This is a genomic window from Xanthomonas codiaei (assembly GCF_002939785.1).
Classification (GTDB): Bacteria; Pseudomonadota; Gammaproteobacteria; order Xanthomonadales; family Xanthomonadaceae; genus Xanthomonas; species Xanthomonas codiaei.
Genome location: NZ_MDEC01000004.1, coordinates 64,824 through 80,476, shown reverse-complemented (window position 1 = coordinate 80,476; position 15,653 = coordinate 64,824). Strand labels below are relative to the sequence as shown.

The 15,653-nt window shown below is 66.4% G+C and carries 13 protein-coding genes and 1 tRNA gene; 11 read left to right on the top strand and 3 right to left on the bottom strand.

The window, feature by feature from the left end; genetic code table 11:
* Window positions 1-23: 23 nt before the first annotated feature.
* From XcodCFBP4690_RS03990 to XcodCFBP4690_RS03970, 5 genes are all read left to right on the top strand, one after another.
* Complete coding sequence (locus XcodCFBP4690_RS03990) at window positions 24-1,379, top strand: aminodeoxychorismate synthase component I (RefSeq protein ID WP_104539763.1); 1,356 nt, start codon at window positions 24-26, stop codon at window positions 1,377-1,379.
* A 60-nt stretch (window positions 1,380-1,439) separates the two neighbouring features.
* A complete protein-coding gene (mltG, locus tag XcodCFBP4690_RS03985; RefSeq protein ID WP_104539886.1) occupies window positions 1,440-2,513 on the top strand; it encodes an endolytic transglycosylase MltG in 1,074 nt (357 codons plus the stop codon).
* Window positions 2,510-3,469, top strand: a complete 960-nt coding sequence (locus XcodCFBP4690_RS03980; protein ID WP_104539762.1) for a DNA polymerase III subunit delta' — start codon at window positions 2,510-2,512, stop codon at window positions 3,467-3,469. Before mltG ends, XcodCFBP4690_RS03980 begins: the two co-directional genes overlap by 4 nt.
* Window positions 3,466-3,819 (top strand): PilZ domain-containing protein, encoded by a 354-nt coding sequence (locus XcodCFBP4690_RS03975; protein ID WP_003483889.1) that lies wholly within the window; start codon window positions 3,466-3,468, stop codon window positions 3,817-3,819. Before XcodCFBP4690_RS03980 ends, XcodCFBP4690_RS03975 begins: the two co-directional genes overlap by 4 nt.
* Before the next feature lie 166 nt (window positions 3,820-3,985).
* Window positions 3,986-4,060 (top strand) — tRNA-Val (locus tag XcodCFBP4690_RS03970).
* A gap of 84 nt (window positions 4,061-4,144) precedes the next feature.
* Here XcodCFBP4690_RS03970 and XcodCFBP4690_RS22665 read toward each other — a convergent pair.
* The gene (locus XcodCFBP4690_RS22665; RefSeq protein ID WP_167394467.1) at window positions 4,145-4,312 is read right to left on the bottom strand and encodes a hypothetical protein; all 168 of its coding nucleotides are present in this window, start codon (window positions 4,310-4,312) and stop codon (window positions 4,145-4,147) included.
* A gap of 301 nt (window positions 4,313-4,613) precedes the next feature.
* Here XcodCFBP4690_RS22665 and XcodCFBP4690_RS03960 point away from each other — a divergent pair, with 301 nt between their 5' ends.
* Window positions 4,614-4,940 carry a hypothetical protein gene (locus tag XcodCFBP4690_RS03960; protein WP_104539760.1) on the top strand — a complete coding sequence of 109 codons (327 nt, stop codon included), beginning with the start codon at window positions 4,614-4,616 and terminating at the stop codon, window positions 4,938-4,940.
* A 132-nt stretch (window positions 4,941-5,072) separates the two neighbouring features.
* On the opposite strand, the gene prpR is transcribed toward XcodCFBP4690_RS03960, so the two are convergent.
* Window positions 5,073-6,677 carry a propionate catabolism operon regulatory protein PrpR gene (prpR, locus tag XcodCFBP4690_RS03955; RefSeq protein WP_410049730.1) on the bottom strand — a complete coding sequence of 535 codons (1,605 nt, stop codon included), beginning with the start codon at window positions 6,675-6,677 and terminating at the stop codon, window positions 5,073-5,075.
* Between the two features lie 145 nt (window positions 6,678-6,822).
* Here prpR and prpB point away from each other — a divergent pair, with 145 nt between their 5' ends.
* Together prpB and prpC are read left to right on the top strand one after the other, a co-directional pair.
* A complete protein-coding gene (gene prpB, locus XcodCFBP4690_RS03950) occupies window positions 6,823-7,719 on the top strand; it encodes a methylisocitrate lyase (protein ID WP_104539758.1) in 897 nt (298 codons plus the stop codon).
* Window positions 7,720-7,794: 75 nt separating this feature from the next.
* Window positions 7,795-8,949, top strand: a complete 1,155-nt coding sequence (gene prpC, locus XcodCFBP4690_RS03945) for a bifunctional 2-methylcitrate synthase/citrate synthase (protein ID WP_104539757.1) — start codon at window positions 7,795-7,797, stop codon at window positions 8,947-8,949.
* Between the two features lie 20 nt (window positions 8,950-8,969).
* On the opposite strand, the gene XcodCFBP4690_RS22660 is transcribed toward prpC, so the two are convergent.
* Complete coding sequence (locus XcodCFBP4690_RS22660; RefSeq protein WP_167394466.1) at window positions 8,970-9,248, bottom strand: hypothetical protein; 279 nt, start codon at window positions 9,246-9,248, stop codon at window positions 8,970-8,972.
* A gap of 32 nt (window positions 9,249-9,280) precedes the next feature.
* On the opposite strand from XcodCFBP4690_RS22660, the gene acnD reads away from it, so the two are divergent.
* From acnD to XcodCFBP4690_RS03925, 3 genes are all read left to right on the top strand, one after another.
* Window positions 9,281-11,923, top strand: a complete 2,643-nt coding sequence (acnD, locus tag XcodCFBP4690_RS03935) for a Fe/S-dependent 2-methylisocitrate dehydratase AcnD (protein WP_104539756.1) — start codon at window positions 9,281-9,283, stop codon at window positions 11,921-11,923.
* 65 nt (window positions 11,924-11,988) lie between these two features.
* On the top strand, window positions 11,989-13,176 hold the full coding sequence (gene prpF, locus XcodCFBP4690_RS03930) for a 2-methylaconitate cis-trans isomerase PrpF (protein WP_104539755.1): 1,188 nt from the start codon (window positions 11,989-11,991) through the stop codon (window positions 13,174-13,176).
* Window positions 13,177-13,431: 255 nt separating this feature from the next.
* Window positions 13,432-15,648: a TonB-dependent receptor gene (locus XcodCFBP4690_RS03925; RefSeq protein WP_104539754.1), complete on the top strand. Its 2,217-nt coding sequence runs from the start codon at window positions 13,432-13,434 to the stop codon at window positions 15,646-15,648.
* The last annotated feature ends 5 nt before the right edge of the window (window positions 15,649-15,653 follow it).

Here is a 15,653-nt window from a genome sequence, read left to right as displayed (position 1 = left end):
CGCACCCTCCCCATGCCGGACCGATGACGCTCACCAGATCATTGCACGCGGACATCGATCTGCTGGCGCTACACCGGCTGGCGCCGCAGCGCTATCCGGCGCTGCTGGAATCGACCGCCTCCGGCACCGAGCATGGGCGCTGGGACGTGCTGTTGCTGGCCGAGGGCGCCAGCCTGCGCCTGGATGCCGATGGCCGCACCCGCGATGGCGAGGACAGGGTGCTGGAAGGCAGCTTCCTGGCCGCGCTGGACGCCGCCTGGCAGGCCGAGCGCGTGCCACATGACGCGCACAGCCCATGGCCATTTCGCGGCGGTTGGGCGGTGCTGCTGGATTACGAACTGGCCGCCCAGGTCGAGCCGATCCTGCAGTTGCCCACGCGCACCGATGGCCTGCCCTCGGCACTGGCGCTGCGCGCGCCGGCGGCGGTGTTGCGCGATCGTGTGCAGGGCCGCTGCGTCGCGCTGGCCGAACCGGGCCGCGATGATCTGCTGGCGCGCATCGTCGAAGACATCGCTGCGTGCGCTGCGTTGCCGCCGTTGCCGGCCTGGGTCGGGCCGCTGGCGGTCGATGAAGACGCGCCCGAGCGGTTCACCGACGCGGTGCAGCGGGTGCTGGATTACCTGCGCGCCGGCGATGTGTTCCAGGCCAATATCTCGCGCGCCTGGCAGGCCACATTCACAGACGCGGTCGACCCGGCGGCGCTGCATGCGCGGCTACGCGCAGCCAACCCCGCGCCGTTTGCCGGTGTATTCGCTGCGGCCGGGCGGGCAGTGGCCAGTTCCTCGCCCGAGCGTCTGGTGTCGGTGCAGGGCGATGCGGTGCAGACGCGCCCGATCGCCGGCACCCGCGCGCGCTTTGCCGGCGACGACGATGCGGCGCGGATCCGCGAACTGGTGGGGCACCCCAAGGAACGTGCCGAGCACGTCATGCTGATCGACCTGGAGCGCAACGACCTGGGCCGCATCTGCGCCCCGGGCACGGTGGAGGTGGACGAGCTGATGGCAGTGGAAAGCTATGCGCACGTGCACCACATCGTCAGCAACGTGCGTGGCCGCCTGCGGGCCGGGGTCACCCCGGGCGAGGTGATCGCGGCGGTCTTTCCCGGCGGCACCATCACCGGCTGCCCGAAGGTGCGCTGCATGCAGATCATCGCCGAGCTGGAGCAGACCGCGCGCGGCGCCTACACCGGCGCGTTCGGCTGGCTCAATCGCGATGGCGACATGGACCTGAACATCCTGATCCGCACCGCCGAGGTGGCCGGCAACCAGGTGCGGTTCCGCACCGGGGCCGGCATCGTGGTGGATTCGGATGCGCAGCGCGAGCTGGACGAGACCCGCGCCAAGGCGCGCGGCGTGTTGCGCGCGCTGGATCCGCCATGAGTGCTTCAACGGGACATCACCGGCGCGCGGTATCCTGCGCGGCGCTGGGGCAATGACGAGGTGGGTGTGGCGGTGACTGGCAAACGCGGATGTCTGGCCGTGCTGGGCACGGCAGTGCTGCTTGTGGCGCTAGTGGCGATTGCCGCGCTGGTGGCATGGCGGCACTACCTGCAGTTCGCCGACACGCCGGCCAAGGCCGCCGCGCCCAGCGTAGTGGTGGCGCCCGGCGATTCGCTCAAGGCCACGCTGCGCAAGCTGCGCGCGGCCGGCATCACCCAGGGCATGGATCTGGAATGGCAGTTGCTGGCGCGCCAGGTGGGTGCGGCCGGCAAGCTCAAGGTGGGCGAATACGCACTGGCGCCGGCGCTGTCGCCGCGCGAGCTGCTGACGCGCATGCGTCAGGGACGGGTGATCCAGTACCGCTTCACCCTGGTGGAAGGCTGGAATGTCCGCCAGCTGCGCGCCGCGCTGGCCACCGCCACGCCGTTGCAGCAGACCATCGGCAGCCTGGACGATGCAGCGCTGATGGCGCGGCTCGGATTCCCGGGTCAGCACCCGGAAGGGCGCTTCCTGCCGGAGACCTATCTCTACCAGCGCGGCGACAGCGATCTGGATGTGCTCAAGCGCGCGCACGCGGCGATGGACAAGGCGCTGGCGCAGGCCTGGGAACAGCGCGCAGCCGACCTGCCGCTGACATCGCCGGAGCAGGCGCTGATCCTGGCGTCCATCATCGAGAAGGAAACCGCGCTGGGCAGCGAGCGGCCGCTGATCGCCGGGGTGTTCCTGCGCCGCCTGCAGCTGGGCATGAAGCTGCAGACCGACCCAACTGTGATCTACGGTATCGGCAGCAGCTACGACGGCAATATCCGCCGCCGCGACCTCACCACCGACACGCCCTACAACACCTATACGCGCACCGGTCTGACCCCGACGCCGATCGCCATGCCCGGCCGCGAGGCGCTGTTGGCGGCGGTGCGCCCGGCTCCCGGCGATGCGCTGTACTTCGTGGCCGTGGGCGACGGCACTGGTGCCCACGCCTTCTCGGCCACGTTGGCCGAGCACAACGCCGCGGTGGCGCGCTACCTGCAACGCCGCCGCCTGCCCGAGATGCCGCACAAGGAGCCCACGCCATGACCGCCGCGTTTTCGCCCTGGCAGCAGCGCGCCTTCGACCAGACCGTGGCGGCACTGGACGCCGGCCGGCTCGGGCACGGGCTGCTGATCTGTGGCCCCGAAGGCCTGGGCAAGCGCGAGGTGGCCCTGGCGCTGGCCGAGCACGTGCTGGCCAGTTCGCCAGACCCGGCGCTGGCGCAGCGCACGCGCCAGTTGATCGCCGCCGGCACCCATCCGGACCTGCAGCTGATCTCCTTCATTCCCAACCGCACCGGCGACAAACTGCGCACCGAGATCATCATCGAGCAGGTGCGCGAGATTTCGCAGAAGCTGGCGCTGACGCCGCAATACGGCATCGCCCAGGTGGTGATCGTCGACCCGGCCGATGCAATCAATCGCGCCGCCTGCAATGCCCTGCTCAAGACCCTGGAAGAGCCCTCGCCGGGGCGTTATCTGTGGCTGATCAGCGCCCAGCCGGCACGCCTGCCGGCCACGATCCGCAGTCGCTGCCAGCGGCTGGAATTCAAGCTGCCGCCGGCGCAGGAGGCGCTGCAGTGGCTGCTGGCGCAAGGTGTCCAGGCGCGCGCCGCGCAGGAAGCGCTGGATGCCGCGCGCGGTCATCCCGGCCTGGCCATGCAGTGGGTGCGCGAGGACGGCCTGGCGGTGCGACGCGCGGTGGCGCAGGACCTGGAGCAGATCGCCAGTGGTCGCGCCGGCGCGGTGGATGTCGCGCAGCGCTGGACCAACGACGGCCAGGCCGATCAGCGGCTGCGCCATGCCGCCGACCTGGCCTTGGCGCAGGCATCGGCCGGCTTGACCGATCCGCCGCGGTTGCACAAGCTGGCGACCTGGTTCGACGCCGCCAATCGCACCCGCGATCTGTTGCGCACCACCGTCCGCGCCGACCTGGCAGTGACGGAATTGCTGCTGGCCTGGCGCGAGGGAGAGCGCCAGGCACGTTCTAGGGGAACTCGATGAGTGCAATGAATGCACGCCAAGGCATTTTGTCGCTGGCGTTGAAGGACAAGCCGGCGCTCTACAGCGCCTACATGCCGTTCGTCAAAGGCGGCGGCATCTTCGTCCCGACGCCCAAGCGCTACATGCTGGGCGACGAGGTGTTCCTGCTGCTGACCCTGCCCGATTCCAGCGAGCGCCTGCCGGTGGCCGGCAAGGTCATCTGGACCACGCCCGCCGGTGCGCAGGGCAACCGCGCCGCCGGCATCGGCGTGCAGTTCCCGGACGGCCCGGAAGGCGAGGCGGTGCGCAACAAGATCGAAACCCTGCTGGCCGGCCTGACCACCTCGGACAAGCCCACGCACACCATGTGAAATGGGGCGTTGGCGTGGCGGGGTGGTGCGCAAGGCGCAAGGCCCATCCGCTGCGCCGCCGTAGTCGGGTCAGGCGATGCAGCCGCTGTGTCGTCGCATGACAGGGCCCGGTAAACAACTATTGACGATGGCTGCCGCTGCCCTATAATGTGCGGCTCGCGTCACCGGGCGGTTAGCTCAGCGGTAGAGCATTGCCTTCACACGGCAAGGGTCACAGGTTCGATCCCTGTACCGCCCACCATTGAAATCCAGCGGGTCCACGGATTTCGACGCGAAGAAAAAGCCGGCCATGCGCCGGTTTTTTTGTGCCCGCGTTTTCTGTCTGCTAGGAGTCGAGCAGTGGGTCGCGCTCAATCCTTTCAATGGCATCGCAGTGCGCAATGCAGCGCCTGGCGTGCATGCGTCCAAGCCGCACAATGAGTTCGATATGGCCGGTGGGCATGATCGTGCGCTGGTGCAACCAGCTTTCCAGCGTTTCCAGCGAAACCCCCATCGCGCGTGCCGCGGGTGCGCGCCAGCGACGTCCGTAGATGCAAGTGGCGATCGCCTGCAGTGCCTGCAGGCGTGGGTACGCATGGACGGTCATCGGGTCGCTCGGTAATGGCAGGAGCGCGCATTACCGCAGATTGGCAATCAGGATCAATGGTCGGCCGCAGGTCTCGTCGTGCACGGCGTTGCGGTCTGAATGGTGGCTGCGGCCCGGCGCGTTGCCCATCGCCCAGCTGGTCCCCGGTTGTTGCGAGCTCGACAAGGAGTTGCCATCCTGCAAGGCCCCCGTTCGAGATGGAGTGGCGATGAAGACGCTGCTGGGAAGTGCGCTGGTTGCGATGTTGCTGTTGGCTGGTTGCGCGCGCGATGTCGGCGAGCAGTACGTGGGCAAGTGGGTGGACGTGAAGTCGCAGAAGCATGTGCTGAGCATCGAGCACAATGGCGAGAGCTTCATCATCCGCGACACCACGCCGGAACTGTTTGGCAATGGCGCCAAGACCAGGAACTACCCGGCGCTGCTGACCAAGGGCGTGCTGCAGGTGTCCAGTGGCAGCGGCACCGTCAACTATGCGATCGATGAGGCGACCGGGCGTTTGAGCACTGGCGATACCGAATACACGCGGGTCAAGTGACGCCGAGGCGGGGCGCTGCGGTGCCGTTGCAGGCGTGGTTGCCCAGGGAGGCAATGCATGTGCAGGCGCATCGCTTGCCGACGACGCTGCTGGAGAAGCGTCGTACGCGTGACTGCGTGCGCGAGCTGATGACTACGAGTCTGCTGTGCGTCGGTTTGCCTGCATCCAGCGCCACAGCGTGGTACGCGAAACGCCCAGTGCCTGTGCGGCGATGGCGCGGTTGCCGTTGGCGCGATCCAGCGCGATGCGCACCGCTGCGGCGGTGAGTTGCATGCGCGAGGTGGACAGGTCCGTTTGCGTCACCGGAGCGGTCTGTTGATGGGGATGCCCTTCGAACAGTTCGGGCGCCCAGCGCTGCAGTTGTTCCAGGCTCAGGCGATTGCCTGGCTGCGCTTTCCAATGGATGCACAGCCGTTCGACCAGGTTGCGCAATTCGCGCACGTTGCCGGGCCAGGTGTGCTGTTGCAGCCGCTGCAGGGCGTCTTCGGACAGGGGTGAGGTGCTATTGCCCAATTGCTGGAAGTAATGCGCAAGCAGCAGCGCAATGGCGTCGGGGCGGTTGCGTAACGGGGGCAGGGCGATGCGCAATGCCGCCAGGCGATAGAACAGGTCGCGCCGGAAGCGGCCCTGCTCGACCAGGGCGTGCAGTTCCTGCAGGCTGGCGGCGACCACGCGTACGTCCACCGCCACTGGAACCGTGGCGCCGACACGCAGCACCTCGCGCTCCTCCAGGACGCGCAGCAGGCGGGTCTGCATCGGCGTGGGAAGCTCGCCGATTTCATCGAGAAACAAGGTGCCCTCGTGCGCGGCTTCGATCAGGCCGGTCTGGCCGCCGCGACGTGCGCCGGTGAAGGCGCCATCGCTGTAGCCGAACAATTCCGCTTCCAGCAGCGATTCGGAGATGGCGCCGCAGTTGATGGCGACGAAGCGGCCGCGACGCCGGCTACCGGCGTGCAGCTGGCGCGCGACCAGTTCCTTGCCGGTGCCGGTCTCGCCGCTGATCAGCACGGTCCCCGCGTGGGGGGCGTACAACTGCACCAGGTCGCGTGCCTGCAGCATGGGGGCGTCCTCGCCAAGCAGGGCGTCGTTGCGGCGCACGCGGCGCGTGCCGCTGCGCGCAGTGCGCGGCGGCAGGCTGGTGGAGGCGCTGCCCAATGCGATGGCCTGCTCCAGCGCCTGGCGCACCGACGCGGCCGAATACAGCAAGACGCCGGGCAGGCCGGCCTGTTCGGCGAAATCGATCGCCATGCCGGTGCCCACGATGACCTGGATACCCGCCGTGCGCAGGTCGGCGATGCAGTCGCGCGCATCTTCGGCAGTGACGAAGCGGCGGTGTTCGATGTCCAGGTCGAAGCTGGTCTGGAAGGCATGAAACGACGGAACGTCGCTGGCATGCGTCACCACGCCGATACGCGGGGCGATGCGGCGCGCGCGCGCCAGCGCCTCCATCAGGTCGAAGCCGGTGGCCTGGATCGGCGCCAGCGGCAATGGCAGGCGACTGCGCAGGTAGGCGGCGTTGGAGCCGCCGGCGACCAGCGCATCGCAGCGCTCGCGGCGCAGGCGCTGGCTGATGACCTCCACCGCGTCGGCAAAGCCCAGGTTGATCTGCTCGATGCGCGCACGCTGGTCGAATTCGGGAATGACGTCGGCCAGCAGGCCGGTCAGCCGCGAGACGCTGACGGTCCAGATGGTGGGTGGGGTGGACTCCATGGAGTCGTTCGGTGAGGTCCTGGGCACTGGCAAGCCATGTTTCAGTTGTGTTGCATGCTGCGCTGGATGTTGCGTTCTTGCAACATTAAAGGCGGCTTGCGATAGCAAAATCAACTATTTGCCGTTGGCACGGCCTTTGCGCCTGTCCCCCCATCTCACCGCAGGAATCGCCATGACGTCTTCGCCCACCACCTCCGCCGGCACGCGCTTTCGCGCAGCGCTGGCCGCCGAGTCGCCGCTGCAGGTGATCGGCGCGATCAATGCCAACCATGCGCTGCTGGCCCAGCGGGCCGGTTACCAGGCCATCTATCTGTCCGGTGGTGGGGTGGCGGCCGGTTCGCTCGGCTTGCCGGACCTGGGCATCAACACGCTGGAGGACGTGCTGATCGACGTGCGTCGCATCACCGACGTCTGCGCATTGCCGCTGCTGGTGGACGTGGATACCGGCTTCGGGCCAAGCGCATTCAACATCGAACGCACCATCAAATCGCTGATCAAGGCCGGTGCGGCCGGCTGCCATATCGAAGACCAGGTCGGCGCCAAGCGCTGCGGCCACCGGCCGGGCAAGGAGATCGTCAGCCAGGGCGAGATGGTGGACCGGGTCAAGGCGGCGGCCGATGCCAAGACCGATCCAGCGTTCTTCCTGATCGCGCGCACCGACGCGATCCAGATGGAAGGCGTGGAAGCTGCCATCGAGCGCGCCATCGCCTGCGTGGAGGCCGGCGCGGACGGCATCTTTGCCGAGGCCGCCTACGACCTGGAGACCTACAGGCGCTTCGTCGATGCGGTGAAGGTGCCGGTGCTGGCCAACATCACCGAGTTCGGCAAGACGCCGTTATTCACCCGTGACCAGCTCGCGCAGGCCGGCGTGGCGATCCAGCTGTTTCCGTTGTCGGCCTTCCGTGCGGCCAACAAGGCCGCCGAGGCGGTCTATGCCGCGATCCGTCGCGATGGGCATCAACAGGCCGTGCTGGACAGCATGCAGACGCGCGAAGAGCTTTACGAACGCATCGGCTATCACGATTACGAGCAGCGGCTGGATGCCTTGTTTGCACGCAAAGGCGCATGATCGCGTTCTGCTGATCACCTTCGTTGCCACCTCGTCAGTCACACCGCGATACGACATAGTCTGGGAGCTCATTGCATGAACGACACCGTCAATCCTGGTTTCAAGCCGAAGAAATCCGTTGCCCTGTCCGGCACTGCCGCCGGCAATACGGCCCTGTGCACCGTGGGGCGCAGCGGTAACGACCTGCACTACCGCGGTTACGACATACTCGACCTGGCCACCACCAGCGAGTTCGAGGAGATCGCCTACCTGCTGGTGCACGGCAAGTTGCCCAACAGCGGCGAGCTGCGCGGCTACAAGGCCAAGCTGCGCTCGCTGCGCGGCGTGCCGGCGGCAGTGAGGGCGGCGCTGGAACAATTGCCGCCGTCGGCGCATCCGATGGATGTGATGCGCACCGGCGTGTCGGTGCTGGGCTGCCTGCAGCCGGAAAAGGACGACCACAATCATCCGGGCGCGCGCGACATCGCTGACAAGCTGATGGCGTCGCTGGGTTCGATGCTGCTGTACTGGTATCACTACAGCCACAACGGCAAGCGCATCGAGGTGGAGACCGATGACGATTCGATCGGCGGGCACTTCCTGCACTTACTGCACGGCTTTGCGCCGAAGGACTCGTGGGTGCGTGCGATGCACACCAGCCTGATCCTGTACGCAGAGCACGAGTTCAATGCGTCCACGTTCGCCTGCCGCGTGATCGCCGGTACCGGCAGCGACATGTACAGCGCCATTGCCGGTGGTATTGGCGCGCTGCGTGGTCCCAAGCATGGCGGCGCCAACGAAGTGGCGTTCGAAGTGCAGAAGCGCTACGACACGCCGGACGAAGCCGAGGCCGACATCAAGGCGCGGGTGGAGCGCAAGGAAGTGGTGATCGGCTTCGGGCATCCGGTGTATACGGTGTCCGATCCGCGCAACAAGGTGATCAAGGACGTGGCGCGCGAGCTTTCCGAGGAGCAGGGCAGCCGCAAGATGTACGACATCGCCGAGCGTCTGGAGAGCGTGATGTGGGACATCAAGAAGATGTTCCCCAACCTGGACTGGTTCAGTGCGGTGAGCTATCACATGATGGGGGTGCCGACCGCGATGTTCACCCCGCTGTTCGTGCTGGCGCGTACGGCTGGTTGGAGCGCGCACATCATCGAGCAGCGCGTGGACGGCAAGATCATTCGGCCTTCGGCCAATTACACGGGTCCGGAGGATCAGGTGTTCGTGCCGCTGGATCAGCGCGGCTGACGGCTGCTTGCAAGTTCCCCTCATCCGCCCTTCGGGCACCTTCTCCCGCCCGGCGGAAGAAGGGAGAGCGGCATGCAATGCGTCGTGAATGGGAGCAACAGCACTAGCAACAACAACAGCAACAACAGCAACAACAGCAACAACAGCAACAACAGCAACAACAGCAACAACAGCAACAACAGCAACAACAACAGCAACAGCAACAACAACAACAACAGCAACAACAACAACAACAGCAACAACAGCAACAACAGCAACAACAGCAACAACAGCAACAGCAACAGCAACAGCAACAGCAACAGACCCCGCCCGCTTTGTGATATCGCCAGCCATGAATAGCCAGTACCGCAAGCCCTTGCCGGGCACGTCGTTGGAGTACTTCGATGCACGCGCCGCCATCGATGCGTTGCAGCCCGGCGCGTATGCGGCATTGCCGTACACCGCACGCGTGCACGCCGAAAACCTGGTGCGCCGCGCCGAACCGCAGATGCTGGAGGCCTACCTGCGCCAGTTGATCGAGCGCAAGCGCGAGCTGGATTTTCCGTGGTTTCCGGCGCGTGTGGTCTGCCACGACATCCTTGGCCAGACCGCCCTGGTGGACCTGGCCGGCCTGCGCGATGCCATCGCCGAGCAGGGTGGCGACCCGGCCCAGGTCAATCCGGTGGTGCCGGTGCAGCTGATCGTGGACCACTCGCTGGCGGTGGAATATGCGGGGTTCGACAAGCAGGCGTTCGCCAAGAACCGCGATGTGGAAGATCGCCGCAATGCCGATCGCTTCCATTTCATCGAATGGACCAAGCGCGCCTTCGAGAACATGGAAGTGATTCCGCCAGGCAACGGGATCATGCACCAGATCAATCTGGAGAAGATGTCGCCGGTGATCTACACACTGGACGGCGTGGCGTTTCCGGATACCTGCGTGGGCACCGACAGCCACACCCCGCATGTGGACGCGTTGGGCGTGATCGCGGTGGGCGTGGGCGGGCTGGAAGCGGAGAACGTGATGCTGGGGCGCGCCTCGTGGATGCGCCTGCCGGACATCATCGGGGTGAAGCTGACCGGCCGGCCGGCGCCGGGTATCACCGCCACCGACATCGTGCTGGCCTTGACCGAGTTCCTGCGCCAGCAGCGCGTGGTGGGGGCCTACCTGGAGTTCTTCGGCGCCGGTGCCAGTGCGCTGACCATCGGCGACCGCGCCACCATCTCCAACATGACCCCGGAATTCGGTGCCACAGCGGCGATGTTCTACATCGACCAGCAGACCATCGACTACCTGCGCCTGACCGGCCGCGACGATGCGCAGGTGGCGCTGGTGGAAACCTACGCACGCCACACCGGCCTGTGGGCGGACGACCTGGCGACCGCGCGCTACGAGCGCGTGCTGCAGTTCGATCTGTCCAGCGTGGTGCGCAACATGGCCGGGCCCTCCAACCCACACAAGCGCGTGGCGACCACCGAGTTGGCGCAACGCGGTATCGCGGGGCAACGGGACGAGGTACCGGGGCAGATGCCCGATGGCGCGGTGATCATCGCCGCGATCACCTCCTGCACCAACACCTCCAATCCGCGCAACGTCATCGCTGCCGGCCTGCTGGCGCGCAATGCCAATGCGCGCGGCCTGACCCGCAAGCCATGGGTGAAGAGCTCGCTGGCGCCGGGGTCGAAAGCGGTGCAGCTGTATCTGGAAGACGCTGGCTTGTTGGGTGAGCTGGAGCAACTGGGTTTCGGCATCGTGGCGTTCGCCTGCACCACCTGCAACGGCATGAGCGGGGCGCTGGATCCGGCGATCCAGCAGGAGATCATCGAGCGCGATCTGTATGCCACCGCCGTGCTGTCGGGCAACCGCAATTTCGATGGCCGCATCCATCCCTACGCCAAGCAGGCGTTCCTGGCTTCGCCGCCGCTGGTGATTGCCTACGCCATCGCCGGCACGGTGCGCTTCGATATCGAGAAGGATGTCCTCGGCATCGATGCGGACGGGGTGCCGGTGACGCTGAAGGACCTGTGGCCCAGCGATGCGGAGATCGATGCGGTGGTGGCGCGCAGCGTCAAGCCGGAGCATTTCCGCAGCGTGTACGACCCGATGTTCAAGCGCAGCGTGGGGCAGGGGCTCCGCGTGAGCCCGCTATACGACTGGCGCCCGCAAAGTACCTATATCCGCCGCCCGCCGTATTGGGAGGGCGCGCTGGCCGGTGCACGCACCCTGCGCGGCATGCGGCCGCTGGCGGTGCTGGGCGACAACATCACCACCGATCATCTCTCGCCATCGAACGCGATCCTGGCCGGCAGTGCGGCCGGCGAGTATCTGGCGCGGATGGGCGTACCGGAGGAAGACTTCAATTCCTACGCTACCCACCGCGGAGACCACCTCACCGCGCAGCGCGCCACCTTCGCCAACCCCAAGTTGGTCAATGAAATGGCGGTGGTCGATGGGCGGGTCGTCGCCGGCTCGCTGGCACGGCTGGAGCCAGAGGGCCAGGTGCTGCGCATGTGGGAAGCGATCGAAACCTACATGACGCGCAAGCAGCCGCTGATCATCATTGCCGGCGCGGATTACGGGCAGGGCTCCTCGCGCGACTGGGCCGCCAAAGGTGTGCGGCTGGCGGGCGTGGAAGTGATCGTGGCCGAGGGCTTCGAGCGGATTCACCGTACCAACCTGATCGGCATGGGTGTGCTGCCGCTGGAATTCAAACCTGGAACCGATCGCAAGAGCCTGGGGATCGATGGCAGCGAGACCTTCGACGTGACCGGCGAGCGTACGCCATGCGCCACGCTGACGCTGTCGATCCATCGGCGCGATGGCGAGCTGCTGCAGGTGCCGGTCACCTGCCGGCTGGACACTGCAGAGGAAGTCTCGATCTACGACGCCGGTGGCGTGCTGCAGCGGTTTGCGCAGGATTTTCTGGAGAGCCGGGAATCGGGAGTCGGGAATCGAGATTCGTTGCAAGCGACATCGGCAGCGCGAGCGCACTAACGTCAATGGCTACCGGCGTCATATCGCCGCGCTGATCCCCAATACCCACTCCCGGGCTCTCACCCATGACCCATCTTCCGCAAATCCGCATCCCTGCCACCTACCTGCGCGGCGGCACCAGCAAGGGCGTGTTCTTCCGGCTGCAGGATCTGCCCGCAGCGGCGCAGCAGCCCGGCGCTGGACGCGATGCGCTGTTGCTGCGGGTGATCGGTAGCCCCGATCCCTATGGCAAACAGATCGATGGCATGGGCGGGGCGACCTCGAGCACCAGCAAGAGCGTGATCGTCTCCACCAGCGCGCGGCCGGATCATGATGTGGACTACCTGTTCGGGCAGGTGTCCATCGACAGCGCGTTCGTCGACTGGAGCGGCAACTGCGGCAACCTGTCGGCGGCAGTGGGGCCGTTTGCCATTGCCAGCGGCCTGGTCGATGCCGCAACGCTGCCGCGCGATGGCGTGGCAACGGTGCGGATCTGGCAGGCCAACATCGGCAAGACCATCGTGGCGCACGTGCCGATGAGCGATGGCCAGGTGCAGGAAACCGGCGACTTCGAACTGGACGGGGTGACCTTTCCGGCGGCCGAGGTGCAGCTGGAGTTCCTCGACCCGGCCGACGATGCCGAAGGCGAGGGCGGGGCGATGTTTCCCACCGGCAACCTCATCGACCAGCTGGACATTCCCGGCCTTGGCCGGCTCGATGCAACGCTAATCAACGCCGGCATTCCGACCATCTTCGTCAATGCGCGCGACCTGGGCTACACCGGCACCGAACTGCAGGACGCCATCAATGGCGACCCGCGTGCGCTGGCCATGTTCGAGACCTTGCGCGCCCACGGTGCGGTTCGCATGGGCTTGATCGCGCGACTGGAAGAGGCGGCCACGCGCCAGCACACGCCCAAGGTGGCCTTCGTCGCGCCGCCTGCGGACTACGTCGCCTCCAGCGGTAAGCCGGTGCATGCGGCCGAGATCGACCTGCTGGTACGGGCGATGTCGATGGGCAAGCTGCATCACGCGATGATGGGCACCGCGGCGGTCGCCATCGGCACCGCGGCGGCCGTGCCGGGCACGCTGGTCAATCTGGCGGCCGGCGGCGCGGCACGCTCGGCAGTGCGGTTCGGGCATCCATCGGGCACCTTGCGGGTGGGGGCCGAGGCGACACGGGTCGATGGGCAGTGGCAGGTCACCAAGGCGCTGATGAGCCGCAGTGCGCGGGTGCTGATGGAAGGCTGGGTGCGGGTGCCCGCGCCGCAGTGAGTGAGCGGCGGCCGCGCGTCGCCGATGCGGACGAGCGACCGCTACGGACGCCGTCACGCGAACGTGCGGCCGGGAGATTGGCATCGACCTGGCGCACGAATTGCACTGGGGTGTTGCATTAATTCGAACGCAACGTCGAATTATGAAAACTTTTTCGTACGGGCTCTGCCATAATTGTGTAAATCGTGTTAATTCTGTTGCACCGCGGCATGCAGGCCAGGCAGCCGCCCCGCCACCAGAATCCGGAGTCTTCCCATGTCAGCCAGCCGGTCGTTCAAGATCAGCGCGCTTGCCGTTGCCGTCGCTTCTTTCCTCCCGCTCCACGCTGCCGCGCAGCAGGCGCCCAGCGACGACGGTGTCGTGCGCCTGGATGCGGTCAAGGTGACCGTCGAGCGCCGTTCGGAAGATTCCAAGGACGTGCCGGTGTCCGCCTCGGTGCTGCGGCCGGAATTCCTGGATGCCATCGCCACCAGTGGCTCGGATATCCGCGTGCTGGCCGGCAAGGCGCCCAGCCTGAACATCGAATCGTCCAACGGCCGCGTGTTCCCGCGCGTGTACATCCGCGGCTACGGCAACACCGATTTCAACACCTATGCCTCGCAGCCGGTGTCGTTGATCTATGACGACGTGGTGCAGGAAAACGCCTTCCTGAAGGGCTTCCCGATCTTCGATCTGGAAGGCCTGGAGGTGCTGCGCGGCCCGCAAGGCACGCTGTTCGGCCGCAACACGCCGGCCGGCGTGGTCAAGTTCAATTCGGTCAAGCCGACCATCGGCGCCAACGACGGCTACGCCAGCCTGTCCTACGGCACTTACGGCACCATGACCCTGGAAAGCGGTTTGAGCATCGCCATGGGCGAGCATTGGGCGGCGCGTCTGTCCACACTGGGCCAGCGCCGCGACGACTGGGTGGAAAACCGCGACGGCCGCGACCTGGAAGGCTATACCGACTCGGCCGTGCGCCTGCAGTTGCTGTACCAGGCCAGCGACGATTTCAGCGCCTTGTTCAATGCGCATGCGCGCCACCTGGACGGCACCGCGCGGCTGTTCCGCGCCAACATCATCCAGCCCGGCACCAATCAGCTGGTGGATGGCTTCGATGCGGAAAAATCCTTCATCGACGGCGCCAACACTCAGGAACTGCAGACCTACGGCGGCAGCGCCAACCTGACCTGGGACCTGGGCGACATCGCGCTGCACTCGATCACCGCCTACGAAGGCATTGGCAAGTACTACAGCCGCGGCGACATCGACGGCGGCTTCGGCGCGGTGTTCGCGCCGCCGTCCGGCCCGGGCGTCATTCCGTTCCCGGTGGAAACCGCCGGCGGCATCAAGAGCCTGGATCAGTACAGCCAGGAACTGCGTGCCGAATCGCAGTACGCGGGCCCGCTCAACTGGCAGGCTGGCCTGTACTACTTCCACGACGATGTGGAAGGCGAAAACTACACCTACAACACCTTCGGTGGCGGCGCCCTGGCCAGCTACCAGCTGACCCGCCAGCGCAATACCTCGTGGGCGGCGTTCGGCTCGTTGAACTACGCGGCCACCGACCGGCTGAACCTGCGCGCCGGCATCCGCTACACCTACGACAAGAAGACCTTCGACGTGCTGGCGCTGGATCGCGTCGTGCTGCAGACCCCGTCCAGCGGCGAGACCGACAACTCCAAGGTCACCGGCGACCTGGCGGCCACGTTCTCCATCAACGACGACGTCAATGTGTATGCACGCGCGGCACGCGGTTTCCGCGGGGCCAGCTTCGGCGTGCCGTCGGCCACCGCACCGCTGACCGTGGCCGAGCCGGAGACGGTGGATTCGTTCGAGATCGGCATCAAGTCCGACCTGTTCGACAACCGTGCGCGCCTGAGCTTCGACATCTACGATTTTCGGGTCAAGAACCAGCAGCTCACCGCGGTGGGCGGCGCGTCCAACGACGTGCGCCTGCTCAATGCCGACAAGACCAAGGCGCGCGGCGCCGAGTTCGATTTCGAGGCGCTGCTCACCCAGAACCTGCGCGTGACCGCCGGCGGCGCCTATAACTGGACCCGCATCGACGATCCCAGCCTGTCGGTGGGCGTGTGCCGTACCTGCACCGTGACCGACCCGCTCAACGCGGCCGGCCGCGCGCTGATCGATGGTAACGACCTGCCCCAGGCCTCCAAGTGGATGGCCAACGCCACGCTGCGTTACGGCATCCCGATGGGCGAGGACGGTGAATTGTTCTTCTACACCGACTGGTCCTACCGCAGCGAGGTGAATTTCTTCCTGTACGACTCCAAGGAATTCACCGGCCCGCCGCTGGTCGAAGGCGGCGCCAAGATCGGCTACAACTGGGGTGCCGGTGCGTACGAGTTGTCGGTGTTCTGCCGCAACTGCACCAACCAGATCCGCGTGACCGGTGCGATCGACTTCAACAACCTCACCGGCTTCATCAACGACCCGCGCATCGTCGGTGCGCAGTTCCGCGCCAATTTCTGATCGGC